Source organism: Diaphorobacter sp. LI3 (assembly GCF_022807955.1).
Classification (GTDB): Bacteria; Pseudomonadota; Gammaproteobacteria; order Burkholderiales; family Burkholderiaceae_C; genus Diaphorobacter; species Diaphorobacter nitroreducens.
Genome location: NZ_CP094346.1, coordinates 2,891,965 through 2,915,427, shown reverse-complemented (window position 1 = coordinate 2,915,427; position 23,463 = coordinate 2,891,965). Strand labels below are relative to the sequence as shown.

23 protein-coding genes and 1 riboswitch are annotated in these 23,463 nt (G+C 66.9%); of the genes, 18 read left to right on the top strand and 5 right to left on the bottom strand.

The genetic code is table 11. The features are described 5' to 3' along the window. Positions 1–115 precede the first annotated feature (115 nt). The 3 genes from cbiB to MRB47_RS13495 are packed head-to-tail and all read left to right on the top strand — an operon-like array spanning position 116 to position 3,568. Complete coding sequence (gene cbiB, locus MRB47_RS13505; protein WP_252100947.1) at positions 116–1,093, top strand: adenosylcobinamide-phosphate synthase CbiB; 978 nt, start codon at positions 116–118, stop codon at positions 1,091–1,093. Next, positions 1,086–2,090 (top strand): aminotransferase class I/II-fold pyridoxal phosphate-dependent enzyme, encoded by a 1,005-nt coding sequence (locus MRB47_RS13500; RefSeq protein WP_252100946.1) that lies wholly within the window; start codon positions 1,086–1,088, stop codon positions 2,088–2,090. Before cbiB ends, MRB47_RS13500 begins: the two co-directional genes overlap by 8 nt. Beyond that, a complete protein-coding gene (locus tag MRB47_RS13495) occupies positions 2,087–3,568 on the top strand; it encodes a cobyric acid synthase (protein ID WP_252100945.1) in 1,482 nt (493 codons plus the stop codon). Before MRB47_RS13500 ends, MRB47_RS13495 begins: the two co-directional genes overlap by 4 nt. A 30-nt stretch (positions 3,569–3,598) precedes the next feature. After that, positions 3,599–3,791: riboswitch (cobalamin riboswitch) on the top strand. 28 nt (positions 3,792–3,819) lie between these two features. On the opposite strand, the gene MRB47_RS13490 is transcribed toward MRB47_RS13495, so the two are convergent. After that, a protein-coding gene (locus MRB47_RS13490; protein ID WP_252100767.1) for an IS5 family transposase occupies positions 3,820–4,684 on the bottom strand; the annotation gives its coding sequence in 2 pieces (ribosomal slippage) (positions 3,820–4,267 and positions 4,266–4,684; 867 coding nt in all). Between the two features lie 85 nt (positions 4,685–4,769). Here MRB47_RS13490 and bluB point away from each other — a divergent pair. After that, entirely contained in the window at positions 4,770–5,393 is a 624-nt protein-coding gene (gene bluB, locus MRB47_RS13485) for a 5,6-dimethylbenzimidazole synthase (RefSeq protein WP_252100944.1), read from the top strand. Between the two features lie 3 nt (positions 5,394–5,396). Here bluB and MRB47_RS13480 read toward each other — a convergent pair whose 3' ends face one another. Then, positions 5,397–6,416: an IS30 family transposase gene (locus MRB47_RS13480; RefSeq protein ID WP_252100635.1), complete on the bottom strand. Its 1,020-nt coding sequence runs from the start codon at positions 6,414–6,416 to the stop codon at positions 5,397–5,399. A gap of 40 nt (positions 6,417–6,456) precedes the next feature. Here MRB47_RS13480 and MRB47_RS13475 point away from each other — a divergent pair, with 40 nt between their 5' ends. The 8 genes from MRB47_RS13475 to MRB47_RS13440 all read left to right on the top strand — a co-directional run bounded on the left by MRB47_RS13475 (position 6,457) and on the right by MRB47_RS13440 (position 16,991). Beyond that, a complete protein-coding gene (locus MRB47_RS13475) occupies positions 6,457–6,645 on the top strand; it encodes a hypothetical protein (protein WP_252100943.1) in 189 nt (62 codons plus the stop codon). A 105-nt stretch (positions 6,646–6,750) separates the two neighbouring features. Continuing rightward, positions 6,751–7,809: a nicotinate-nucleotide--dimethylbenzimidazole phosphoribosyltransferase gene (cobT, locus tag MRB47_RS13470; RefSeq protein WP_252100942.1), complete on the top strand. Its 1,059-nt coding sequence runs from the start codon at positions 6,751–6,753 to the stop codon at positions 7,807–7,809. A gap of 278 nt (positions 7,810–8,087) precedes the next feature. Beyond that, positions 8,088–9,242 carry a non-hydrolyzing UDP-N-acetylglucosamine 2-epimerase gene (wecB, locus tag MRB47_RS13465; RefSeq protein WP_252100941.1) on the top strand — a complete coding sequence of 385 codons (1,155 nt, stop codon included), beginning with the start codon at positions 8,088–8,090 and terminating at the stop codon, positions 9,240–9,242. Between the two features lie 12 nt (positions 9,243–9,254). Beyond that, a complete protein-coding gene (gene nrfB / locus MRB47_RS13460) occupies positions 9,255–11,468 on the top strand; it encodes a cyclic di-3',5'-guanylate-activated glycosyltransferase NrfB (protein ID WP_252100940.1) in 2,214 nt (737 codons plus the stop codon). A 13-nt stretch (positions 11,469–11,481) separates the two neighbouring features. Next, positions 11,482–13,179, top strand: coding sequence for a tetratricopeptide repeat protein (locus tag MRB47_RS13455; RefSeq protein WP_252100939.1), 1,698 nt, complete (start codon positions 11,482–11,484; stop codon positions 13,177–13,179). Between the two features lie 61 nt (positions 13,180–13,240). Beyond that, positions 13,241–14,254: a bacteriophage N4 adsorption protein A gene (locus tag MRB47_RS13450; protein WP_411275754.1), complete on the top strand. Its 1,014-nt coding sequence runs from the start codon at positions 13,241–13,243 to the stop codon at positions 14,252–14,254. 155 nt (positions 14,255–14,409) lie between these two features. Beyond that, positions 14,410–16,143: a DUF2334 domain-containing protein gene (locus MRB47_RS13445; protein WP_252100938.1), complete on the top strand. Its 1,734-nt coding sequence runs from the start codon at positions 14,410–14,412 to the stop codon at positions 16,141–16,143. Then, positions 16,110–16,991, top strand: coding sequence for a hypothetical protein (locus MRB47_RS13440; protein ID WP_411275697.1), 882 nt, complete (start codon positions 16,110–16,112; stop codon positions 16,989–16,991). The genes MRB47_RS13445 and MRB47_RS13440 overlap by 34 nt, the downstream gene beginning before the upstream one ends. Before the next feature lie 37 nt (positions 16,992–17,028). On the opposite strand, the gene nth is transcribed toward MRB47_RS13440, so the two are convergent. Beyond that, the gene (gene nth, locus MRB47_RS13435) at positions 17,029–17,679 is read right to left on the bottom strand and encodes an endonuclease III (protein WP_047349476.1); all 651 of its coding nucleotides are present in this window, start codon (positions 17,677–17,679) and stop codon (positions 17,029–17,031) included. A gap of 104 nt (positions 17,680–17,783) precedes the next feature. Here nth and MRB47_RS13430 point away from each other — a divergent pair, with 104 nt between their 5' ends. From MRB47_RS13430 to MRB47_RS13410, 5 genes are all read left to right on the top strand, one after another. Then, the gene (locus MRB47_RS13430) at positions 17,784–18,986 is read left to right on the top strand and encodes a PLP-dependent aminotransferase family protein (RefSeq protein WP_252100937.1); all 1,203 of its coding nucleotides are present in this window, start codon (positions 17,784–17,786) and stop codon (positions 18,984–18,986) included. Between the two features lie 5 nt (positions 18,987–18,991). Next, positions 18,992–19,207 (top strand): SlyX family protein, encoded by a 216-nt coding sequence (locus MRB47_RS13425; protein ID WP_011806292.1) that lies wholly within the window; start codon positions 18,992–18,994, stop codon positions 19,205–19,207. A gap of 76 nt (positions 19,208–19,283) precedes the next feature. Then, a complete protein-coding gene (locus tag MRB47_RS13420; protein WP_015913887.1) occupies positions 19,284–20,285 on the top strand; it encodes an aldo/keto reductase in 1,002 nt (333 codons plus the stop codon). 18 nt (positions 20,286–20,303) lie between these two features. Then, positions 20,304–20,750, top strand: coding sequence for a CopD family protein (locus MRB47_RS13415; protein ID WP_011806290.1), 447 nt, complete (start codon positions 20,304–20,306; stop codon positions 20,748–20,750). Continuing rightward, positions 20,750–21,001, top strand: a complete 252-nt coding sequence (locus MRB47_RS13410) for a DUF3820 family protein (RefSeq protein WP_015913885.1) — start codon at positions 20,750–20,752, stop codon at positions 20,999–21,001. The genes MRB47_RS13415 and MRB47_RS13410 overlap by 1 nt, the downstream gene beginning before the upstream one ends. Before the next feature lie 113 nt (positions 21,002–21,114). Here the strand turns inward: MRB47_RS13410 and ytfE are convergent, their stop codons facing one another. Next, positions 21,115–21,837 carry an iron-sulfur cluster repair protein YtfE gene (gene ytfE / locus MRB47_RS13405; RefSeq protein WP_252100936.1) on the bottom strand — a complete coding sequence of 241 codons (723 nt, stop codon included), beginning with the start codon at positions 21,835–21,837 and terminating at the stop codon, positions 21,115–21,117. A gap of 89 nt (positions 21,838–21,926) precedes the next feature. Here ytfE and MRB47_RS13400 point away from each other — a divergent pair, with 89 nt between their 5' ends. Beyond that, positions 21,927–22,427 carry an RrF2 family transcriptional regulator gene (locus MRB47_RS13400; RefSeq protein ID WP_252100935.1) on the top strand — a complete coding sequence of 167 codons (501 nt, stop codon included), beginning with the start codon at positions 21,927–21,929 and terminating at the stop codon, positions 22,425–22,427. Between the two features lie 54 nt (positions 22,428–22,481). On the opposite strand, the gene MRB47_RS13395 is transcribed toward MRB47_RS13400, so the two are convergent. After that, positions 22,482–23,393 carry an HTH-type transcriptional regulator ArgP gene (locus MRB47_RS13395; RefSeq protein WP_047349479.1) on the bottom strand — a complete coding sequence of 304 codons (912 nt, stop codon included), beginning with the start codon at positions 23,391–23,393 and terminating at the stop codon, positions 22,482–22,484. Positions 23,394–23,463 lie beyond the last annotated feature (70 nt).

Here is a 23,463-nt window from a genome sequence, read left to right as displayed (position 1 = left end):
ATGAATGACACGCTTACTAGGCATCATTTGGATGGATGGGTGGAGCGACGACCCAGACGAACGGTAAGCAGGGACACTAATCGGTGAGCATCTGTATTCACGTTAGGCTCGCCCCATGCCGCTCTGGACTCTGGATCCTTTCCTCCTGGCTTGCGCCCTGCTGCTGGCGCTGGCCATCGACGGCCGCTGGGGCGAGCCCCCCGCTGCCTTTCATCCCGTCGTGTGGATGGGGCGGGCGCTGGGGTGGGCAGGGATGCGCATCGCGCCGCTGCAGGCCACAGGTCGGGATATACGGTCTTTTTGCGCTGCAGCGCTTGTCTGGTGCGCGCTGGCAGCTATCGTTTTAATAGTATCCGGCGCTTTGCAGTGGGTCGCCATCACGTTGCTTCCCGTCTGGGGTGCAGCGCTCGTAGTGGGATTGCTGCTGAAACCTTTGCTGGCCTGGCGCATGCTGCGCGGGGAAGTGCTGGCGGTGGAAGATGCGCTGGCGCAGTCGCTAGATGCGGGGCGCGAGCGACTGTCCTGGCTGGTCAGCCGTGATGTGCAAGGGCTCGATGCGGCGGCCGTGCGCGAGAGCGCCATTGAATCCCTGGCCGAGAATCTCAGCGACTCCGTGGTTGCGCCGCTGTTCTGGTTCGTGCTGCTGGGCCTGCCCGGTGCGGCGCTTTACCGCTTTGCCAATACGGCCGACGCGATGTGGGGATACCCCGGCATGCGCGGTGGGCGCTACTGGAAATGGGCGGGCAAGTGGGCGGCGCGTGCGGACGATGTGCTGTCCTGGCTGCCCGCGCGCATCACGGCGGTGCTGTTGTGGGGTGTGTCGCGTGGCAACGGCGCCCGCTTGACTGATCTGCGCGCGCAGTCGCGTCTCACGCCGTCGCCCAACGGCGGGTGGCCCATGGGGGCGATGGCGCTGGCGTTGGGGGTGCGCCTTTCCAAACCAGGTGTGTACGTGTTGAACGCCCCCGGGCGTGCGCCCCAGGCCGCGGACACGCAGCGTGCGGTGCATTTGGCATCAAAAACACTGCTAGCGCTTGTAGCGCTTGCGGTAACAGCTCTGTTATTGATAGCTATAGTGCACACCCATGTCTGACCATGCGCCACAGCACGGCGGCCCGGATGCGCTGGGCGTGCCGCTGCATGACTTCTCCACCAACGCCAACGCCTGCGGTCCTTGTCCGCAGGCCATCGCGGCGCTCCGGCAGAGTGACTTCATCCACTACCCCGACCCGGCCTACACCGCGCTGCGCGCGCAGATTGCCACGTTCCACGGCGTGGCGGTGCAGCGCGTGGTGCTCGCCGCCAGCGCCAGCGAGTTCATTCATCGCATCACCGCGCACGCGGCACGCAGCGGCGTGCGCCAGGTCGTTGTGCCCGCGCATGGCTACGGCGACTACACCCGCGCGGCCCAGGTGTGGGGGCTGGACTGCCGCCACACACCTTCTTCTGAGCCGGCGCTGCACTGGGCGTGCGAGCCCGCCAGCCCGTTGGGAACGACCGATGCCGCACTGACGGCGTGGTGCGCCCCGGCCCCTGTCGGCGTGTTGCGCATACTGGACTGCGCCTATGCACCCCTGCGCCTGGAGGGAGCCGCCGCCGTAGCGCCTGATGTCGCCTGGCAGATGTGGACGCCCAACAAGGCGCTGGGCCTGACCGGCGTACGCGCGGCCTATGCCATTGCGCCGAGTGCCGCGGTCGCCGATGGCAATGTCGCCGCTGTGCAGGCGCTGGCGGCCTCCTGGCCAGTCGGTACCGACGGTGTTGCCCTGTTGGCGGCCTGGGTCCGGCCGGATACGCAGGCATGGCTCGCGCAATCGCTGGCGACCCTGCGCGAATGGAAGGCCGCGCAACTGGCGCTGTGCGCGGCCCTGGGCTGGGCCGTTGCGCCGGGCAGTCTCGCCAACTTCTTCACGGCATGTCCGCCGGTGCAGGATGTGGGGACCTTCCTGCAATGGCTGCGCGCGCGTGGCGTCAAGCTGCGCGACTGCACCTCGTTTGGCCTGCCCGGGCATGTGCGCCTGGGCGTGCTGCCACCGCAGTCGCAGCGGGCGCTGGAGATATCGTGGCGCCTCTACAAGGAATCGCAATGAACAAGACCCGACCCGGGCCGGCGCGCTGCGTCATGGTGCTGGGCACCACCAGCGGCGCGGGCAAGAGCTGGCTGGCCACCGCGCTGTGCCGCTACTACAGCAACCAGGGCCTGAAGGTGGCGCCTTTCAAGGCGCAGAACATGAGCAACAACGCGCGCGTGGTGGCTGCACCGGGCGAGCAGTTCGGCGAGATTGGCAGTGCCCAGTATTTCCAGGCGCTGGCGGCGCGGGCCGTGCCCGACGTGCGCATGAACCCGCTGCTGCTCAAGCCAGAAGCCGACACGAAGAGCCAGGTGGTGCTGCTGGGACAGGTGAGCGATGAGCTTTCGCAACTGCCATGGCGCGGCCGTAGCCAGCGTGTGTGGCCGCAGATCGCGGCGGCGCTGGACGCACTGCGGGCAGAGAACGACGTGGTGGTCATCGAAGGCGCGGGCTCGCCGGCAGAGATCAATCTGCACGCCAGCGACGTGGTCAACATGCGCGTGGCGCGCCATGCTGAGGCGCGCTGCCTGCTGGTGACGGATATCGACCGCGGTGGCGCCTTTGCGCACCTGTTTGGCACATGGGCGTTGCTGCCCGAGGAAGAACGCGCGCTCATCGCAGGCTTCGTGCTCAACAAGTTCCGAGGCGACGAGGCACTGCTGGCGCCCGCGCCGCAAATGCTGCAGGACAAGACCGGCGTACCCGTCGTCGCCACTATTCCGATGCAGTGGAACCACGGCCTGCCCGAGGAGGACGGCGTGTTCGACATGCGCTCCACCGCCGTCGGTGCCGTGCATACGCGCATCGCCGTGGTGGCGTATCCGCGCATCAGCAATCTGGACGAATTTCAGCCGCTCAAAAATGTGCCGGGTGTGCGTCTGTCCTGGGCGTGCAGCCCCGCGGATGTGGAGGGCGCCGACTGGATCGTCCTGCCCGGCAGCAAGGCCACGGCGGCTGACCTGGCCTGGCTGCGCGCACAGGGGTTGGACGCGGCGATTGCTGCGCATGCGGCACGCGGTGGCCGTGTGCTGGGAGTCTGCGGTGGACTGCAGATGCTCGGCGAGGCGTTGATCGACACCGTGGGGGTGGACGGCAATGGCCCCGGCCTGGGCCTGCTGCCGTTGGTGACGAGCTTCGAGGCCACCAAGACCGTGCGGTCCACGCGCCAGTGCTTCGGCGCCGTACAAGGCGCCTGGCGGCATCTCGCCGGCGTGGCTGTGCAAGGCTACGAAATCCACCACGGCCAGACTGCTCAGCACCCGGCCATGGCAGCCAGCGGCGATGTGGCGCGCGAACTCATTCCCGGGTTGGCGTGGCAGAACCCGGGGGGCAATGTGCTGGGCCTGTACCTGCACGGCCTGTTCGAGGACGCAGCCGTGCTGCGGGCGCTGTTCGGTGCCGATGCTCCGACGCTGGATGCGGTGTTTGACAGGCTGGCCACCGGCATCGCACGGCACTTCGAGCCTGGGGTGTTGGATGCCCTCGCTGTGCAGTAAAGGACGATAACTGCGGTTGAACTGCGGTTGTTATCATCCCCGTCCTCAGGTGCCCGCTGCCGCAAGGCAAAGGGAGAATCGGGAAGGCGGTTGGAGTCCGCCGCGTGCCCAACGCTGTAAGGAAGATGACCCCCGCTCAATGCCACTGGCCGCCAAGGCCGGGAAGGCGCGGCGGATCAGATGAATCCAAGCCAGAAGACCGGCCTGAACGTTCATCGCGCTGCAAGGCCAGGCAGCGTGCGACTTAGGATTTATCCGTAAATAATATTGACAGGTAGACTGATCTTTCGCAAGGTGATGATGGCAGCGGCCAGATGGTTAAGCGCGAGAAACGTGTGCTCCAGCTTTTCGTAGCGCACGAGCAGCTTGCGGAATCTGTTGAACCACCCATGGCATGCCTCCACTACCCAGCGGCGCGCCTTCTTCTGCGGATTGCGTTTCTTGCGCTCTGCCTCGCTCTTGCGGCCCACTACATGCGGGATATAGCCGTGGGCCAGGATGATCTTCATGGCGTTCTTTCCCCGGTAGCCGGCATCAGCGCATAGGTGCTTGCTGCGTCGCTGCTTGGGTGTGGGGCGCTTGATCATGCAGGACGCCAGCACGGCCTCAAGTTGCGTCACGTCGTGCGCGTTGGCCCCGGTCACGACGAGTGACAACGGGACGCCACGCCCGTCCACCAGCAGGTGACGCTTGCTGCCTTTTTTTCCCCCGATCCGTCGGGTTGCGCCCCACAGCCTCTTGCGCCAGTGGCGCCTTGAACATGGCCCCATCAATGCTTTGCCAGCGCCAGGCAACGCCTTCGAAATCATCGTACTCAGCAAGACCTGCACGCCACAGGTTCTCAAAGAACCCGGCCTTGGACCACAGCATGAACTTCTGATGGATCGCGCTGGCGCTGCCGAAGCGCTCAGCAGGCAATGCCTTCCATTGGCAGCCAGTGCGCAGCACATACATGATGGCCTCGAACACCAGCCGTGGCGGTTTGCTCGGGCGGCCCGCTCCGGCTGCGCGCTTGTACTGCTTGTCAGGATCGCGCGCAGGCTGCGGCACCAGCGGCTCCACCCGGCTCCAGAACTCGTCCGTCACTTCCCACGAATTGGCATGCACCTTGGCCATCTACATCTCCTGCGCCGCATCACGGGCGACTCAGGAACATAGTTTAATTTGCGGATAGATCCTTATTCACGCACAGGGGACTGCCATGAATACCGCGCAGGCGCAAGCCACGCAAAGCGTTCACGCCTTTACGCAAGAGGCCCGCGACGCCATTTACCACACCATCTTTTCACGCCGTGATGTGCGCGGGCAGTTTCTGCCCACCCCGGTACCAGACGAGGTGCTCAGCCGCATCCTGACCGCGGCGCACTATGCGCCTTCCGTAGGCTTCATGCAGCCATGGAACTTCCTGGTGGTGCGTTCGCAGGACACCAAGCGCCGGGTGCATGATGCCTTCGCCAAGGCCCATGCCGAAGCGGCCGGTATGTTCGAGGGCGACAAGCGCGCGGTGTACCAGCGTCTCAAGCTCGAGGGCATTCTGGAGTCGCCCATCGGCATCTGCATCACGTGCGACCGCGAGCGCACCGGTCCGGTGGTGGTAGGGCGTACCCACATGAAAACCATGGACCTGTACAGCAGCGTCTGTGCCGTGCAAAACCTGTGGCTCGCCGCGCGCGCCGAGGGGCTTGGGGTGGGATGGGTGAGCATCTTTCACCAGGCCGACCTGCAGCAGGCGCTGGGTATTCCCAAGGGCATCACCCCCATCGCCTACCTGTGTGTCGGCTATGTCAGGGCGGTCTCAAATCTGAAGTGCAACACCGCTGGTTGATATTCAATGAATGGTAGCGGAGCTTTTCTCGGCGATAGCCGCCATGAATCGCTGAAAAGCCTGGTAGGGAGAATCCCAGCCGAGAGTCTGACGAGGACGGTTGTTCATCAGATCGGCCATGGAGTCCAGCGCATCCTGGTCATGCATGCTCAGGTCTGTGCCCTTGGGCATGAACTGGCGCAGCAGCCCATTCGTGTTCTCACAACTGCCTTTTTGCCAAGGGCTGTGCGGATCACAAAAGTACACCCGCATGCCAAGGGCTTGGGCGAGTTCCTTGTGCCGGGCCATCTCCTTGCCCTGGTCGTAGGTGAGCGTCTGGCGCATCGGCTGTGCGATCTGGCGCAGCTTGTTGGTGAACGCGGCCAGCGCACTGTCTGCGGATGCGTCAGGCATCTTGCACAGCAGCACCAAGCGCGTTGAGCGCTCTACCAGCACACCCACCGCCGATTGGTTGCCAGCACCCTTGATCAGATCCCCCTCCCAATGCCCCGGGATCACGCGATCATTGACCTCGGGTGGGCGAACATGGATAGAGACCATGTCTGGAATCTGACCACGCCGATCAGAGCCTGCTGAACGCGGGCGGCGTGTACTCTTGCCTTGGCGCAGCAGTGCGATGAGCTGGCGGCGCAACTCACCGCGTGGGTATGCATAGATGGCGGTGTAGATGCTCTCGTGCGAGGCATGCATGGTTGGGTCCTGGGGATACATGCGCTGGAGTGTGCGTGCAATCTGCTGGGGCGACCACAGCCAGCACAGCATGGTGGTCACAAGAGTCCACAACGCCCCGCAGCTGTGCAGCTTGGGGTATGGCTTGGCCTGAATGCGCCGCAGCTGGCACAGACGCTGCGCAGGCGCGCTGGCGTAACCGCCGTGGCAGGCGTTGCGCCGCAACTCACGGCTGATGGTGCTGGGGCTGCGGCCTTGAAGGCGGGCTATGGCCCTGATGCTCCAGCCCTGCTGGCGCAGCGATGCCAGCGTCACTCTGTCTTCTGGCTGCAAGTGCTCGTATCTCGTTCCCATTTGCGTACATTACCCTTGGTGAGGGTGTTGCACTTCAGATTTGAGACCGCCCAGCCACTTCCATGCCAAGCCCGAACTGGAAACCGCTGGCTGGCTTCCGCGCCTGCCCGTGGAAGACCTGGTGTACTTCGAGCAATGGGGGCAGCGCGACGACCAGCAGCCGCTCATCGCGCATCTGCGGTGCGACCAGGCTGCGGCGCAGTGCAGTCGCCAGACCGCACCGGCATAAGCCAGCCACAACGCATGGGGCCCGCCCCGCAATACGGCCACCTCTTGATGTGCGCCCCGTGAGTCGGGGCCGCGCTGGACCTTTTTTTGACAATCGAAACACGCCATGATCATCGACCTGCCTTTCGTTGCTGACCTCACCGATCTGCCACTGACGCAGGCCCTGCAACACAAGCTGGACAACAAGACCAAACCACTGGGTGCGTTGGGGCGCCTGGAGCAGCTTGCCCTCCGTCTGGGCCAGACCCAAGGTACCGAATCACCCATGCTGCAGGCGCCGCAGATGCTGGTGTGCGCGGGCGACCATGGCCTGGCGGCCAAAGGCGTATCGGCCTATCCGAGCGACGTGACCTGGCAGATGGTCGAGAACTTTCTGGCAGGCGGCGCAGCCGTGAGCGTGCTGGCGCGCCAGCACGGCCTTCAGCTCACCGTGGCCGACTGCGGCGTGGCGCGCGAAGTACCCGCGCGCGACGCCGTTCCCGGTGCGCCGCGCCTGGTGCACTGCCGCGTGGCGGCGGGCACGCAGGACGCGAGCGTCGGCCCTGCGATGACCGAGGCGCAGTGCGCCCAGGCGCTGCGCAACGGCATGGATATCGTGCGCGCCATGCCCGGCAACGCGCTGCTGCTGGGCGAGATGGGTATTGGCAACACGTCCGTGGCGTCGCTGCTGTTGGCGCGTCTGGCGGGCGTGCCGCTGGCCGAGTGCACGGGTGCCGGTACGGGACTGGATGCGGCAGGCATCGCGCGCAAGCAGGCCGTGCTGGAGCAGGCGCTGGCGGCCAACGCCGGTGCTACGCAGCCCTTGGAGGCCCTGGCCGCCCTGGGTGGTTTTGAAGTCGCCACGCTCACCGGCGCCGTGCTGCAGGCCGCCGCCGAGCGTCGTGTGATCGTGGTCGACGGCTTCATCACCTGCGCGGCTGTGCTGGTGGCCGTGCGCCTGGCGCCTGCCGTGCTGCAGCGCTGTGTGTTTGCCCATCGCTCCGGCGAACGGGGCCATGGCCACATGCTGCAGGCTTTGCAGGCGCAGCCGCTGCTGGACCTGGGGCTGCGCCTGGGAGAAGGCTCAGGTGCTGCTCTGGCTTGGCCGTTGCTGGAGTCGGCATGCCGCGTGCTGCGCGAGATGGCGAGTTTTCAAGCGGCCGGGGTGGACGGAGCGATGCGCTAAGTGTCTTGCCGGCACTTGCCATCTTCAGGATGGGCGCATGAGGAATTCGAAGGGGCTGTGCAACCAGAAGCCGTCCTATCACGCACCGGGTAAATAGTTAAATACTATCGATCGAATTTGCCAATTGATGAAAAAGTAGTAAGAATCTTCTCTACCAAGTGACCTATTGAAACCCTGGTAAGGGTGCGTGAAAATCACGGCGCGTGATGCCAGCGGCTACGCGGCAGTGGCCCCCAGAGGCTGCTGATCGATAGGTTGAAGGGGAAGAGAGGCACCTTATGACTTGCATCGATGAACAGCCCGCTCCCGTCCTGATCATTTCCGGCACGCGCCCCGAGATCATCAAGCTGGCACCGGTATATCACGCCCTGCGAGGCGCGCAAAGTGTTCGCCCCGTGTGGCTGCACACCGGCCAGCACAGCGACATGGCCGTGCAGATGCTGGACTGCTTCGATATCCGGCCCGACCATGTGCTCGAGCGCCAGGGAAGCACGCTCCTGGATTTCAGCCTCGGGTGCCGCCGCCAACTGGAAGGCGTGATGGGGCAGCAGCCCTGGAGCGCCGTCATCGTGCAGGGCGACACCGAAAGCGCGTTCCAGGGAGCGCTGGCGGGTTTCTCCCATGGCCTGCCGGTGTTGCATGTCGAGGCTGGGCTGCGCACCTACAACCTGCGCCGCCCGTTCCCCGAGGAAGGCCTGCGGCAGATGATCAGCCGCATCAGCCGCCTGCACTTCGCGCCCACTTTGCGTGCAGCGCAGGCGCTGGAGCGTGAGGGGATCGCCTCGCGCGACATCCTGGTGACCGGCAATACGGTGGTGGACGCGCAATTGTGGGTGTGCGAGCGCCACCACATCCGCCGTCGTGTGCAAGGTCGCGGCCATATCCTCGTCACCATGCACCGGCGCGAGAACTGGGGGCCTGACATCGACAACGTGTGCGCGGCCATTGCCGACATCGCCCGCGAGTTCCCGTGGATGACCGTGCTGTTCCCGGTGCACCTCAATCCCGTGGTACGCGAGCCCGTGCACCGGCACCTGGGCGCGCTGCCCAATGTGCGCCTGACGGCGCCGCTGGACTACCTGGCCATGCAGCAGGCGATCGCCGATGCCTGGCTGCTGCTCACGGACTCGGGTGGTCTGCAGGAAGAGGCGCCGACCTTCAAGGTGCCGCTACTGGTACTGCGTGAAGAAACCGAGCGGCCGGAGGTCATCGATGCGGGCTGCGCCGCGCTGGTCGGGGCCGACCGCCAGTTGATCGTGCACTCCGTGCGCCATCTGATGGACGACGGAGAGGCTTACGGCCGCATGCAGGCCGCAGCCAACCCCTTTGGGGATGGCCAGGCGTCCCAGCGCATCGTGGCACGGCTGGAGCAGATGCTGGCGCCCGCGCCCGCACATGCGGCTGCGCCCGCGGTTGCGGCCCTGAGTGTCTAGAGGAGCCGCACCATGTCCTGGATAGATGTTTTTACCGCCTATCTCTACCTGCTCAAGATGGTGGCGATCGGGGTGGCTGTCGTCATCTTCATCAGCAGCCTGGATGACCTGTTCATCGATATCGCCTACTGGGTCCGCCGCGTCTGGCGCGCCTTCACGGTGTACGCACGCCACGCGCCGCTGAACTACAAGACGCTCTACGACGCCGAGGAGAAGCCGCTGGCCATCATGGTGCCCGCCTGGCAGGAGCACGGCGTGATTGGCCAGATGGCGCAACTGGCCGCCACCACGCTGGACTACGAGAACTACCACATCTTCATCGGCACTTATCCCAACGACCCGCAAACGCATGCCGACGTGGAGCAGGTGCGTGCACGCTTTCCCAACGTGCACACGGTGGTCTGCGCGCGTCCCGGACCGACCAGCAAGGCCGATTGCCTGAACAATGTGGTGGACGCCATCCTGCAGTTCGAGAAGCGTTCTGGCGTGCGCTTTGCCGGCTTCATCCTGCACGATGCCGAGGACGTGCTCTCCAAGCTGGAACTGCGGCTGTTCAACTACCTGGTCAACCGCAAGGACCTCATCCAGCTGCCCGTGTACCCGCTGGAGCGGCCCTGGAACGATTTCACCGGCGGGCACTACCTTGACGAGTTTGCGGAGCTGCACGGCAAGGACATCGTGGTGCGCGAGGCCCTGGTGGGCCAGGTGCCAAGCGCGGGCGTAGGGACGTGCTTCAGCCGTCGCGCCATCATGGCCCTGCTGCAACAGGGCGATGGCATTGCCTTTGACACGCAGAGCCTGACCGAGGACTACGACATCGGCTTTCGCCTCAAGCAGCTGGGCATGCAGGAGGTGTTCGTGCGCTTTCCCGTCGAGGAGGACGATCACATTGGTCGCGCGCCCTCGCCGGAGCGCGTGCCCCTGCGCAGCGAACGCGAGGCCAGCGTCATCTCCGTGCGCGAATTTTTCCCTGACACCGTGGCCGCCGCCGTCCGGCAGAAGTCCCGCTGGATCACGGGCATCGTCATCCAGGGTTTTCGTACGCTGCGCTGGACGCACAGTGCCGTGCTGAACTACTTCCTCTGGCGCGACCGCAAGGGAATCATCACCAATTTCGCCAGCTTCACGGCCACGCTGCTGGCCATGCAGCTGATCGGCATCTGGCTCTACCAGCGACTGGTGCCGGATGCCTACCGGTTCCTCTCGGTCTTCGAAGGCGACTGGTGGTTCTATGCACTGCTCTTGGCCAACCTGGTGCTCATGTTCAACCGCATCGTGCAGCGCGTGTTCTTCGTCACCAGCTACTACGGCGTGGTGCAGGGATTGCTGTCGGTGCCTCGGCTGCTGTGGGGCAACTTCATCAACTTCCTTGCCGCCTGGCGGGCGCTGGCCCAGGCATGGCGCGCCAAGGACCTGCGGCGCATGGCCTGGGTCAAGACGGACCACGAGTTTCCCCTCCTGGGCGAAGGGCCGCGTCAGCATCGCGCACTGGGGCAGATCCTGGTCCACCAAGGCGCCCTGACCGAAGCGCAACTGCTTGATGCGCTGGAGCATCCCGTGCGCGGACTGCGTCTGGGCGCAGCGCTGGTGCACCGTGACGTCATCACGCCCCAGCAGTTGGCTGCGGCGGTTGCCGAGCAGGCCGGTGTGCCATGGGAAACCCTGGGAGGGCAGGCCGTGGACAGCGACCTGGCGGCACTGGTGCCTGCGGCCGTGGCGCTGCGCTATAGCGTCGTGCCGCTGCGCCAGCAGGGGCGGGTCCTGGTGGTGGCCAGCGAGGCGGCGATCGACCCGGTGTCGCTGGCCGCCATCGAGCGCAAGCTGGGACGTACCGTGCGCTACGTCATCGTGCCCAAGGGCGAGGTCACCGTGGAACTGCGGCGCCTGTATGCACACCACGGCACAGAACCCGCACGCGACCTGCTGGCGCAGGCCGTGCAGCAGCAGCGCGTTACCGCCGAAGAGGCGCGGGGCATCTGGGCCCGCTATCTCTCGCGCCAGTTGCTGCTGGGCGACGTGCTTCTGGCCGTGGGCAAGATTGACCAGGCGGTGCTGGGTGCCCTGCTGCTGCAAAAGGAGAAGTCCGATGCCAGCCTGGGCGCCTTCCTCGTGGAGCATGGCGTTCTGACGGAGTCGGCCGTGCAGGAGGCGCTGCAGCTGCAGGTCACCATGGAGCAACTGCTGTGCCGCGCCAATGCGCAGCCCATCGTCCGGGCCATTGCTTGAGAAGGCCGTCATCATGAATTTCGCCCCCCGCATTCTTGCCCTCGCCGTCATGCTGGCCTCCACGGGCGCCCCGGCGCAGACCCTGGACCTGGGCCCCGACATCAGTCCGCTGAAGCGGTTCCAGGTCTATCCCCACATCGACAAGGCCTTCGATGCGATGGCCCGCGGCGACGGCACGCGCGCGATTGCCGAGCTGGAACATGCCCACCGGCTCGCTCCAGAGAACACCGCGATTGCGCTGCACCTGGCCCAGGCGTACCAGCGCTTTGGCCAGCCCGCGCGTGCCGCGGCGTTGCTGCGGGCCCAGCGGTCACGCCATCCGGGCGATGCGCGCATTGCCCAGGCACTGCGTGAATTGCAGCCCCCACCCGCACCCGTGCAGGAAAGCGCCACGGTCGTCGCGCAGCCCGAGGCAGCACCCGCCGCACCAGTGCTCGCCGCTGCGCCTTCCGCGACTGCGCCTGAACCCGCGTCGGAACACGGCACGCCTGCGGCTCCGGCCGTTGCGGCGCCGCCCGATCAGCTTGCCAAGCCTGCGCCTGCGGTGCGTGCGCAACGGCGCATGGCGCAGGTGCCACGGCCTCGGCGGGCCGACGGCGCCCCGGGTTATGCCGCTGCCAGCCGTGCCTACGAAGCGGTGGAGCGTGCAGAGTTGCCCGCCGCTCTGGCGTGGGCGCGCGAGGCCGCGCAGGCCGCCCCTGCCAATGCCGACTACCAGCGCCTGCTGACCTACCTGCTCATCGAGAACGGGTTGTACGAGGAGGCGCAGGCCAAGGCACGGGAGGCGGAATTGACTTTCGCCCCGCAAGGCGATACGCAATGGCAGGCGTTGGGCGACACCGCGCGGCAGCGCCACGCCTATGCGCAGTTCGAAGCCGCATCGCAAGCGCAGCGGCAGGGCCGCGCCAGCGATGCCCTTGCCCATGCGCAGGCGGCAGCGGAACAGGCCCCGGGTGTGCCGGCGTATCGCCTGCAGTGGGTAGGCCTGCTGCTGGCCGCGGGCCGCCATGCGCAGGCGCAGCAGGTGGCCGAGCAGGGCCTGGCCCAGGGCGATGGCGCGGCACTGCAGGTTCTGCGCGGCGCGGCGTTGCAGGCGCAGGGGCAGACGGACGATGCGGCGCGGGTTTTCGACGGTGTGATTGGCAGGCCGGATCTCGCGCCGCACGAGCAGCAGAACTACCGGGTGATCGCCGCCGATACGGCGCTCGCGGCGCGCCAGCCCGAACGCGCTAAAGCCCTGCTGCAGCCGCTGGCGCAAGGCGGCGCCGTGGATGTGTCGGGGCGAGAGGCCGAGATACGGGCCGCCACGCGCCGGCCGATCTCGGCCGCATCCGTGCAGACGTTCTCCCTGCGCTTGCCGGTTGTCAATTGCTTTGGCAGCGCCCAGGCGCCCGGCTGCGAAGTGTGGCCCGGGCGCGTTCCGCGCCTATACCGAGCGCGACTATGGGCTGGCCGCGGCCAAGGCCGAGGAAGCCGCGCGGCTGCAGCCTGCGCATTTGCCGTACCGCCTGTTGCGGCTGCAGGCCTTGGTGGCCGCGGGCCAGGTGGAGCAGGCTCTGCGCGAGGCCGGCGACACCCTGCAGTCGCGCGCCGACGGGGCGGAGGTGCTGGCCCTGCGCAGCCGGGTGTACCACGACCTGGGGCGGCGCGAGCAGGCCTCTGCCGATGCGCGCGCGGCCCTGCAGGCAGGTGGCCTGTCCCTGTCGAGTGAAATCAACCTGCTGCTGCAGGAAGGCCGGCGCGACGAGGCCGTGCAGCAGTTCGCACACGCGATGGCGGGGCCGGATTTCGCGGGCAGCGCAGACCCCGATCTGGCCTACCTCGCTGCCCGGGTGGGCGACGACCGCACCGCGCTGGCCGTGTTCGACCGCGCGCACGCCAACGACGCGCTGCCGGCCGCCGCGTTGCCTGACGGCGCCTACACCGCGAGCCGCCTGGCCGAGAACGACCGCGCCATCTACTACCTGCAGCAGACCATCGATGCGGTGGAGGCGGGACGGCTGGAGCAGACGCCCCGCCAGCAGTTCGCCACCCGGCGCGAGCTGGCAGACCGTACCCGCACCTGGGGCATCAATGCGTTGCTGGGTTACCGGGGCATGTCTCCCGGCTCCATCTCGCCTGTGCCCGGGCTGTACCGGGATGCCGCCCAACTGGTGGGTGAGGCCTATTGGCGCCCGCAGGGCTATCGCGACGGCAGCTTCTGGGAAATCTATGGCGGCGTGGTGCAGACGGTCTACAGCCGCCACGGCGGCACGAGCGGCAGCGACACCACGCAAGGCGCGCTGGGCGTGCGCGCCAAGCCTTTGCGCGACCACAACCTCGTGTTGTCCGCCGAGCGGCGCATCCGCATCGGCTCGTTGTCCTTCAGCGACTGGCTGCTGCGCGCCGGTTATTCCTACGGTGTGGGCACCGACCTGCGCGTGGACGTTCCGGACTGGTTCACGTTCAACGTCTATGCCGAGGCGGGGCGGTTCCTGCAGCGCAAGCAGGACTACGTGACCTTCGAGGCGCAGGCCGGGCGCAGCTTCCGCATGGGGGATGCGGACTCGCGCCTGGTGCTGTTCCCGCACGCGGTGGTGGGCGTGGACTACAACTCCGCACGCACGGCCGCAGGCTACAACGGCGCTGCGGGCGCGGGCGTGGGCATTGCGCTGCGCCGCTGGTTCCGCGAGGACCGCTACAACGCGCCGCGTTCGTACCTGGACCTGTCGCTGCAGTACCGCGCACGCCTTGCGGGGGACGAGCGGGGCAAGGGCGTGTTCCTGCGCGCTGCGCTGGTCTTCTGACGGCAGCGATCGATAGTTTTTATTTTGCTTCAATAAATATAGCTAGGAGCCCTTTATCCAAAACGGTTTCAAGGTGTTTTACGCATGAAACCTTTGATGGAAGAGCGCGAGCTGCTATTCGTTTTGTTCAACCTTGGCTGCCGCGGGAGGAGACCATGAACCGACTGTTGCGATACACCCTTGTGGTACTGGGCGCCCTCGCGCTGCACGCGTGTGGTGGCGGAAGTGATCCGTTTTACAGCGCGCCGAGCGTGCCGCTATCGCCGTTTGGCACCAACGACCCCGTCCGGCGCGACCCCATCGCCTCGATGCCGGCGCCCGTGCGCGCGCAGCCGGCCGGGCCGCGGGTGCTGGTGCTCTACGACCAGCCGCCTGGCAGCCCCTTCGCCAAGATGGGGGTGGGCTACGCGATCATGCTGCAGAACCTGCTGGGACATTTCGATGCGGCGGTGGACATGCGGCCCGTGGAGCAATACGCGGCGCAAAGCCTGGCGGGCTACCAGGCCACGTTCTACATCGGCTGGGCCGAAAGCGACAGCATTCCCGCAGCGTTCTTGCAGGACGTGGCCGCGGCCAGCCAGCGCGTGATCTGGCTGGGTCGCAACCTGCAGCAACTGGCGGATGAGCAGGGCGCGGCATTCGTGAGCCAACGCGGCTTTCAGCCCGTGGGGCCGCGCACGAAGGACAACGCACCGGCCGGCGTGGAGCCGAGCTTTTTCAGCGATGTTTACTACCGCAAGCACCCGGACCTGTTGTTCCAGAAGGCAGTCAAGACGATCAACGGGGAGCCTGCCGCCGCGTGGGACATGTTCATGACCCAGGTGACCGACGGCGCCAAGGCGCTCGTGCATGCGGACATCATCAACCCGGCATCGAACGAGCGGGGGCCCTATGTGCTGCAGTCGGGCAACTTCTGGTTCGTGGCCGATACGCCCTTCGATTACGCGGGTCCGCGCGACCGGTACGTGATCTTCTCGGACTTGCTGCACGACATGCTGGGCATCGACCATGCCGAGAACCACCAGGCGATGATGCGTTTCGAGGATGCGGACGCGAAGGTGAACCCGGTCGCCTTCAAGCGGGTGGTGGACCTGGCGTTTGAGCGCAAGGTACCCTTCTCGGTGGGGGTGGTACCGCACTACAAGGACCCGCTGGGCGCCCAAAGCGCGGGCGTGCCCACCGACATTCCCATGGCGAACGCCCTCAACCTGCGGCTGGCGCTGGACTACGCGCTGGCACGTGGCGGCGAGATCCTGCAGCACGGCACCACGCACCAGACCGAGGGCATGATCAACAACGCATCGGGTGCCACGGGCATCGACTACGAGTTCTGGGACACCGTCAACGACCGCCCGCTGCCCGGTGATTCCGTGGACTGGGCGAAGAACCGCATCAACAACGGCCTGCGCCAGATGCTGGACCTGGGCTATATGCCCGTGGCGTGGGAGACGCCGCACTACGTGGGCTCGCCGTCCACGCTGCAGGCCGTGGCGCAGATCTACGAGATGGGCTACCAGCGGCACACGTACTACACGTCCGACCAGCCCGACCTCCAGGCCGGGGACTACATGGTGGACCAGTTCTTCCCCTTCGTCATCGAGCGCGACCGCTACGGCCTGCGCGTGCTGCCGGAGAACCTGGGCAACCTGCAGTATTTCGAGTTCGGGGCGGACGAGGAGCTGACATCCAAGGAGGTGCTGGAAAACGCGCGCTACCAGAAGGTTGTGCGTGACGGCTTTGCCTCGTTCTTCTTCCACCCCTTCCTGGCGGTTGAGTCCCAGGCGCAGAAGTATGACGGGCGCGGTTATACGCACCTGAAGGAAATCGTGGATGGCCTGACGGCCATGGGCTACACGTGGACCTCACCCAGCCGCCAGCGCAAGCGCTGACCCTGACACGGCGCGCGGCCATGGCGGCCATGCTGCCGTGCGCGGTGTCTTGGCCGCCGTCGTCCGGCGCGCCATTGCGCCACCTTGGCGGCATGGTGTGGCAGCCCAGCCTGCGCACGCTGCGCCCCCAGGGCAACTGGGCGCAACTGGGCGTTCGCCGCCTGTTGGTGCAATGGACGGCGGTGGATTCACAGGCTTTCGTGCCGGGCACCGGCTTGCCTCCGATCGCGGCTGAGCTACCCGACTGGGAGCGCATCGCCGCCGAGCCCTGGGCCCAGCAGGTGATCGTGGGCCTGGCGGCCATGCATGGCGAGGCGCAGGCACGTGCCTCGGTGGCGCTGCTGGTGGAGCAGGCGCACGCCCTGGTGCCCATCGTGCAGCGGCTCCCGCTGAAGCTGGGTGGCTGGTATTTCCCCGTGGAGGTGGATCCCACCTGGCTGCCGGGGCCAGAGTGGTCCCAGGGCCTGGCGCAGTTGCCACGCCCGCTGTGGATCAGCGCCTATGACAGTGCCAACCTTGGCCCGCACGCGCTGGCGGACTGGATCGAGCGCTGGCTGCCGGCCGATGTAGGGGTGTTCTTCCAGGACGGCGTGGGCGTGCATGCGCGCAGTCCGGAGGTTGCGCTGAAGTACTTGCAGGTGCTGACCTACCGTCTGGGGCAGGCGCGCGTGCAGATGATTGCCGAGGCTTTTCGCCCCGCGCCAGAAGGCGGGTTTCGCAGCGCCACGGCGGCGGAGTTCCTGCCGCAGATCGATGCCTACAAGGGGTGGGAGGTGCTGGCCTTCGACGGCCCGCACTACCTGGGAGAGCCGCTGGTGGCTGAGCTGGTGGCGCAGGGCGTGCGCTGATGCCGGCGGCTGCCGCGGCAGCACCCCGCAAGGTTGATCAACCCGCGTTGAACGGCGCCGGCGTCTTCGGCTCGTAGTCGCACCAGGGTGCGACCACGCATTCCCAGCAGCGCGGTTTGCGTGCCTGGCACACGTAGCGGCCCAGCAGAATCAACCAGTGGTGGGCGTCCACCAGATACTGCGGTGGCACGCGCTGCAGCAGCTGCATCTCCACGGCCAGCGGGTTCTTGCCGGGCGCCAGGCCGGTGCGGTTGCCCACGCGGAAGATGTGCGTGTCCACCGCCATGGTGGGCTGGCCGAACGCCACGTTCAGCACCACGTTGGCGGTCTTGCGGCCCACGCCGGGCAGGGCTTGCAGCGCCTCGCGCGTGCGCGGCACCTGGCCGCCGTGCTGCTCCACCAGGATGCGGCAGGTCTGCATCAGGTTCTTCGCCTTGGTGCGGTACAGGCCGATGGTCTTGATATAGCCCTCCAGGCCGTCCAGGCCCAGCTCCAGAACGGCCTGCGGCGTATTGGCGACGGGAAACAGCCGGCGCGTGGCCTTGTTCACACCCACGTCGGTGGCCTGCGCCGACAGCAGCACGGCGGCCAGCAGCTCGAATACGTTGGTGTATTCCAGCTCGGTGTTGGGCTGCGGGTTGGCGGCCTGCAGCGCCGCGAAGAAGGGCTCGATGTCCTGGGGCTTCATGGGCGGCGATTGTCGCCGGCTACGGGGCGCGCCGCAGGAAAGCTGCGCGGCAATTGGCGACAATGGGGGCTACCGTCTTTCACCCATCCACCCGATTGCCGTCCATGCCGCTTGCCTTTGCCGACCGCCTGAATAACGTTGAAACCTCCGCCATCCGCGAGCTGTTCAAGCTGCTGGGCAAGCCCGGCATCATCAGTTTTGCGGGCGGCTTCCCGGACAGCGCCATGTTCGACGTGGCCGGCATCCGCGCCGCCAGCGAGCGCGTGCTGGCCGAGGAGCCCGGCGCCGCGCTGCAGTACGGCGCCACCGAGGGCTACCAGCCGCTGCGCGAGCAACTGGCCACCTTCATGCAAGGCAAGGGCGTGGCGGGGCTGGCGCCCGAGCAGCTCATCGTCACCACGGGCAGCCAGCAGGCGCTGGACCTGCTCGGCAAGACCATGATCGACCCCGGCGACAAGGTGATCGTCGAGGGCCCCACCTTTCTTGCGACCATCCAGTGCTTTCGCCTCTATGGCGCCGAGGTGATCAGCGCGCCCGTGGACGGCGAGGGCGTGCAGCCCGATGCGCTGGAGCGGCTGATCGTCGAGCACCGCCCCAAGCTCGTCTACCTGATTCCTACCTTTGGCAACCCCAGCGGCGCCACCTTGAGCCTGGAGCGCCGCAAGCGCGTGCTGGAGCTGGCCGCGCGGCATCAGGTACTGGTGGTGGAGGACGACCCCTATGGTGACCTGTACTTCGGCGAGGCGCCGCCGGCCAGCCTGCTGGCGCTCTCGGCCCAGGTGCCGGGCAGTCGCGAGTGGCTGGCGCACTGCGGCAGCCTGAGCAAGGTGCTGTCCCCCGGCCTGCGCGTGGGCTGGCTGATCGCACCGCCCGAGCTGTTGGCGCGCGCCGTGATGTGCAAGCAGTTCAGCGATGCGCATACCAGCACCTTTGCCCAGGCCACGGCCGCGCAGTACCTCAAGAGCGGCGCCATGCCCGCGACGCTGGCCCATGTGCGCACCGTGTATGCCGAGCGCGCGCAGGCCATGGGCGATGCGCTGCGTGCGGAACTGGGCGACGCGGTGGAGTTCGTGCAGCCGCGCGGCGGCCTGTTCCTGTGGGTGCGCCTGACAGGGGCGTGCGGGCAGGAGCGTGATGCCGGCGCATTGGCCAAGCGCGCGATCGACAAGGGTGTGGCCTTCGTGCCCGGCACGCCGTTCTTCAGCCAGAACCCCGATGTGGCCACGCTGCGCCTGTCGTTCGCCACGGCCGATGTGGCCAAGATCCGCGAAGGCGTGGCGCGCCTCGGGCAGGCGCTCAAGGGTTGATGGCGATGGTGGACGCACGCACGCAGGAGCGGGTGGAGGCGCTGGAGGTCAAGGCCGCCTTCACCGAAGACCTGCTGGACCAGCTCAACTTGACCATCTACCGCCAGCAGCAACAGATCGACGAGCTGGCGCGCACCGTGGCGCAGTTGCGCCAGCAGGTGCCCGAGGGGGGCGGCGCCACCGTGCGCAGCCTGCGCGACGAACTGCCGCCGCATTACTGAGGTTTACGTTAAATTGGCCGCTAGCGCCCGTCCATCAAGCGCTAGCAGCTCTTATTTCAATAGCGAAGGCTGCCCCATGCAATACCGCTTTCTTGGCAAGAGCCAGCTCCAGGTGTCCACGCTGTGCCTGGGCACGATGATGTTCGGCGACCAGACGGATAAGGCCGAGGCCGCTTCTATCGTGGCCCACGCGCGTGCGCATGGCGTGAACTATATGGACACGGCCGACGTGTACACCAAGGGCGCGTCGGAGCGCATGCTGGGCACGCTGCTGCAGGGCCAGCGCCACGACTGGGTGCTGGCCACCAAGCTGGGCAACAAGATGTCTGAACGGCCCAACGAGGGCCGCTACTCCCGCGCCTGGATGCTGCGCGAGGTGGAAGCCAGCCTGACGCGGCTGCAGACGGACCATGTGGACATCCTCTACCTGCACCGCGACTACGAGGGCATGGACCTGGAAGAGCCGCTGTTCGCCATCGATGCGCTGCTGCGCGCGGGCAAGATCCGCTACTGGGGCGTGTCCAATTTCCGCGGCTGGCGTATTGCCGAGTTGGTGCACGGTGCGCGCCGCATCGGCATGCCCGGCCCCGTCGTGTGCCAGCCGTACTACAACCTGCTCAACCGCATGCCCGAGGTGGAGATCCTGCCGGCCTGCCAGCATTACGGGCTGGGCGTGACGCCCTATAGCCCTGTGGCGCGCGGTGTGTTGACCGGCAAGTACCTGCCCGGCCAGGCACCCCAGCAAGGCACACGTGCCGGGCGCGGCGACCGCCGCATGGGCGAGACCGAGTTTCGCGAGGAGTCGCTCCAGATTGCCCAGCAGCTCAAGCTGCATGCCGAGGCCCGGGGCATCACGCTTGCGCAGTTCGCCACGGCCTGGGTGCTGGCGCACCGCGGTGTCAGCTCCGTCATCGCCGGGCCGCGCACGCTGGCGCAGTGGCAGGACTACCTGCCGGCGCTCGACTATGGAGTCACGCCCGAGGACGAGGCGCTCATCGACAGCCTGGTGGCCCCCGGCCATCCGTCGACGCCGGGCTTTACCGACCCGGCCTATCCGCTGCAGGCGCGCCGCGCCTGACGCCCGAGGACCGGCGCCATGTATCCCTACGTCTTTGCATTGCACCTGCTGGCCGCCACCGTCTGGACCGGCGGCCATCTGGTGCTGGCATTCACCGTGCTGCCGCGCGCGCTGCGCCAGCGGTCGCCCCAGGCGCTGCTGGACTTCGAGCAGGGCTACGAACACGTGGGTATGCCCGCGCTGCTCATCCAGGTTGCCACCGGGCTGTGGATGGCCTTGCAACTCGTGCCCGACTGGGGGCAGTGGTTCAGCCCTGATGCGCCACTGGAACGCGCCGTATCGCTCAAGCTCGCGCTGCTGGCCGCCACGCTGTTGGTGGCCGCCCATGCGCGGTTGCGCGTCATTCCCACGCTGAGCGCACGCACGCTACCGCTGATGGCGTGGCACGTGGCGGCCGTCACGCTGCTGTCGGTGGGCTTCGTGCTCACGGGCATCGCGTTCCGCTACGGCGGACTGGGAATGTGATGGAAGGGGCGGGCCCTGCGGTGCCGGGCTGCGATGCGCGGCGCCTGCAGTTGCTGCTGACGCGCGAGATGCCGTTTGGCAAGCACCGTGGCACGGTGATCGCCGATCTGCCCGCCAACTACCTGCATTGGTTCGCCCGCGAGGGGTTTCCGCGCGGCGAGATCGGCCAGCTTCTCGCTCTGATGTACGAGCTGGACCATAACGGCTTGCGCGATCTGCTGGCCCCGCTGCGCGCTGCGCCAGGGCGGTGAGCGGCAGTCGCGGGCCGCTTTCACGCTTTTTACGCAAGGGCGCGGAGCGCCGCCATGCGGGCCCCGTCCGCGCCTACCGGCTCACGCCCGTTGGCGCGCGCCGCTGAAGGGCATCAGGCGCCGCTGCACGAACATGCCGAGCCGCTGCCGCAGCCTTGCGAGGCGCCGGCCTCGAACTGCGGGAACAGCACGTTGTTCTCCAGGTGGATGTGGTTCACCAGGTCGTCGCTGAGCTGCGCGAGGCCCGCATACAGCGCGCGCCAGGTGTTGCAGGCGCCCATGGGCGGGGTGATGTCGTTGGTCAGGCGCGCGATCTGCTCCAGTGCCTCGCCGTGGTCCACGTGCTCGCTGCGCATCATGCCGATGGGCTGGGTCACGAAGGCGTTGCCGCCGCTGCGCAGCATGGGGAACAGGATGGCTTCCTCCTTGTGCATATGGGTCAGCAGCTCCTGCTGCATCTCTTCCAGCGCGTCGGCCAGGCCGTGCGGGGTGTTGGGGTTGTCGCGGTGCACGGCTTCCACGCGGCGCGCCATGCGCACCAGCTCGGGCAACTGGGCGCGGTGCACCTCGTGGTAGCGCGCGACGATGTGGTCGATCAGTTCCGTGGGTGTGCCCGCGTCGGGCAGTTCGTTGGGGCGTTGCAGGGCGGAAAGCTCATCCACCACGGCCTGCAGGTCCAGGCCTTTGTCCGCGGCCGCCTGCTCCAGCGGCACTTGGCCGCCGCAGCAGAAGTCCAGCTTCAGGCGGCGGAACACGGCGGTCGCGCCAGGTAGTTCAACGGCAATCTGGCCGATGGCCTGGCGAGGGTCGAGGGAGGGAGAGGTGGCGGTATTCATGGGGCTTCCTTAAAGGTTCACTTGTGATGAATATTTTATTCATTAAAATCCACATAGAGTGAATCTTTGTGTGAACCCTTGGTGCAACCATGCGACTGACCCAGTGGACCGACTACACGCTGCGCGTGCTCATGTACTGCGCCGCCTGCCAGGAGCGCGAGCAGCCCGTGACCATCAGCGAGGTGGCCGAGGCGCACGGCATCTCGCGCAGCCATCTCACGAAGATCGTGCAGCAACTCGCGGCCCAGGGGCTGCTGGACACCACGCGCGGGCGTGGCGGCGGCATGCGCTTGATGAAGCCGGCCAGCGAGATCAACCTGGGCCAGATCGTGCGCATGACGGAGACCGACTTCGACATGGTCGAGTGCTTCAATGCCGAGTTGAACCAGTGCCGCATGAGCAGCCACTGCCGTCTGCAAGCCGTGCTGTCCGACGCCACGCGGGCCTACCTTGCAGTGCTGGACAGCCTCACCGTGGCCGATCTGGTCACCCCGTCCATCGCTGCGCAGCGGCAGGGCGGAGCGGCGCTGGTGCAGTCCATGCGCTGGGTGCCAGGGTTGCCGATTGCCCGCCCCGAGACATTGGCATAGAAACGGGCTCCAGCGCTTTACCTGCAAGCGCAAAGCGCTCTACTTTTTGATGATTCAGGCCGCCAGCGGCGGCTCCAGCCACTGGCGCGCCGCCGCCATCACGCACTGGGTGAGGCGCTCCAGCGCCACCTGCGCCGTGCGCGGGTGGGCCCAGTACAGCGGCACGTCCATGGCGGTGTTCGGCAGCAACTGCACCAAACGGCCCTCGGCCAGTTGCTGGCCGATCAGCGTCAGCGGGTGCATGCCCCACCCCATGCCCACCTCGCAGGCGCGCACGTAGCCAAAGTTGGACGGCAGGAAGTGCCTGGGTGCATGCGTGCGCGACGTGAGGCCGTGCGCCTGCATCCATTGGTCTTGCAGACGGTCCTTGCGGTCGAAGGTCATGATCGGCGCGCGCGCCAGCGTGGCGGCCGTCACACCGTCGGCAAAGTGCCGCGCAATGAACCCGGGGCTGGCTGCGGCCACATAGCGCATGGTGCCCAGCGGCCAGGTGTTGCAGCCGGCGATGGCCGTGCCCGTGGCGGTGACGGCGGCGATCACTTCGCCCTGGCGCAGCCGCTCGCCCGTGTGTTCCTGGTCGTCGATGCGCAGGTCCAGCAATTCGTTGCCGCCCGCGGTGAAGGCGGCCATGGCGTCCATGAACCAGGTGGACAGAGAATCCGCGTTGACGGCCAGCTTGAGCGTTGGTGCCGGCGCGGGCATGTCGGGCAGCAGGTCGGGGTTGGTACGGCGCAACTGGTTTTCCAGCAGCGCCACCTGTTCCAGGTGCAGGCACAGCCGGCGTCCGGCGTCGGTGCCGGTGCAGGGGCTGCCGCGCTGCACCAGCACCTGTCCCACGCGCTCCTCCAACTGCTTGATGCGTTGCGACACGGCCGATGGCGTTACGTGCAGGCGGCGCGCTGCCCGCTCGAAGCTGCCTTCGCGCACCACGGCGGCCAATGCTTCCAGTCCAGCGTAGTCCAGCATTCAGTTTTACTTAATATCGGTTAGAAGTTTGAAGTGTACTTAAATGAATGCGCGGCCTACCATCGGGCGC

What these genes read in the sequence shown, in the direction of transcription:
- MRB47_RS13450 (WP_411275754.1), top strand. Translation starts at nt 13,241, where the DNA reads ATGGCGGGGCCGGATTTCGCGGGCAGCGCAGACCCCGATCTGGCCTAC.
- MRB47_RS13400 (WP_252100935.1), top strand. Translation starts at nt 21,927, where the DNA reads ATGCGACTGACCCAGTGGACCGACTACACGCTGCGCGTGCTCATGTAC.
- cbiB (WP_252100947.1), top strand. Translation starts at nt 116, where the DNA reads ATGCCGCTCTGGACTCTGGATCCTTTCCTCCTGGCTTGCGCCCTGCTG.
- MRB47_RS13480 (WP_252100635.1), bottom strand. Translation starts at nt 6,416, where the DNA reads ATGGGAACGAGATACGAGCACTTGCAGCCAGAAGACAGAGTGACGCTG.
- bluB (WP_252100944.1), top strand. Translation starts at nt 4,770, where the DNA reads ATGAATACCGCGCAGGCGCAAGCCACGCAAAGCGTTCACGCCTTTACG.
- cobT (WP_252100942.1), top strand. Translation starts at nt 6,751, where the DNA reads ATGATCATCGACCTGCCTTTCGTTGCTGACCTCACCGATCTGCCACTG.
- MRB47_RS13430 (WP_252100937.1), top strand. Translation starts at nt 17,784, where the DNA reads ATGCCGCTTGCCTTTGCCGACCGCCTGAATAACGTTGAAACCTCCGCC.
- MRB47_RS13495 (WP_252100945.1), top strand. Translation starts at nt 2,087, where the DNA reads ATGAACAAGACCCGACCCGGGCCGGCGCGCTGCGTCATGGTGCTGGGC.
- MRB47_RS13415 (WP_011806290.1), top strand. Translation starts at nt 20,304, where the DNA reads ATGTATCCCTACGTCTTTGCATTGCACCTGCTGGCCGCCACCGTCTGG.
- nth (WP_047349476.1), bottom strand. Translation starts at nt 17,679, where the DNA reads ATGAAGCCCCAGGACATCGAGCCCTTCTTCGCGGCGCTGCAGGCCGCC.
- MRB47_RS13425 (WP_011806292.1), top strand. Translation starts at nt 18,992, where the DNA reads ATGGTGGACGCACGCACGCAGGAGCGGGTGGAGGCGCTGGAGGTCAAG.
- MRB47_RS13395 (WP_047349479.1), bottom strand. Translation starts at nt 23,393, where the DNA reads ATGCTGGACTACGCTGGACTGGAAGCATTGGCCGCCGTGGTGCGCGAA.
- wecB (WP_252100941.1), top strand. Translation starts at nt 8,088, where the DNA reads ATGACTTGCATCGATGAACAGCCCGCTCCCGTCCTGATCATTTCCGGC.
- MRB47_RS13445 (WP_252100938.1), top strand. Translation starts at nt 14,410, where the DNA reads ATGAACCGACTGTTGCGATACACCCTTGTGGTACTGGGCGCCCTCGCG.
- MRB47_RS13410 (WP_015913885.1), top strand. Translation starts at nt 20,750, where the DNA reads ATGGAAGGGGCGGGCCCTGCGGTGCCGGGCTGCGATGCGCGGCGCCTG.
- ytfE (WP_252100936.1), bottom strand. Translation starts at nt 21,837, where the DNA reads ATGAATACCGCCACCTCTCCCTCCCTCGACCCTCGCCAGGCCATCGGC.
- MRB47_RS13455 (WP_252100939.1), top strand. Translation starts at nt 11,482, where the DNA reads ATGAATTTCGCCCCCCGCATTCTTGCCCTCGCCGTCATGCTGGCCTCC.
- nrfB (WP_252100940.1), top strand. Translation starts at nt 9,255, where the DNA reads ATGTCCTGGATAGATGTTTTTACCGCCTATCTCTACCTGCTCAAGATG.
- MRB47_RS13500 (WP_252100946.1), top strand. Translation starts at nt 1,086, where the DNA reads ATGTCTGACCATGCGCCACAGCACGGCGGCCCGGATGCGCTGGGCGTG.
- MRB47_RS13420 (WP_015913887.1), top strand. Translation starts at nt 19,284, where the DNA reads ATGCAATACCGCTTTCTTGGCAAGAGCCAGCTCCAGGTGTCCACGCTG.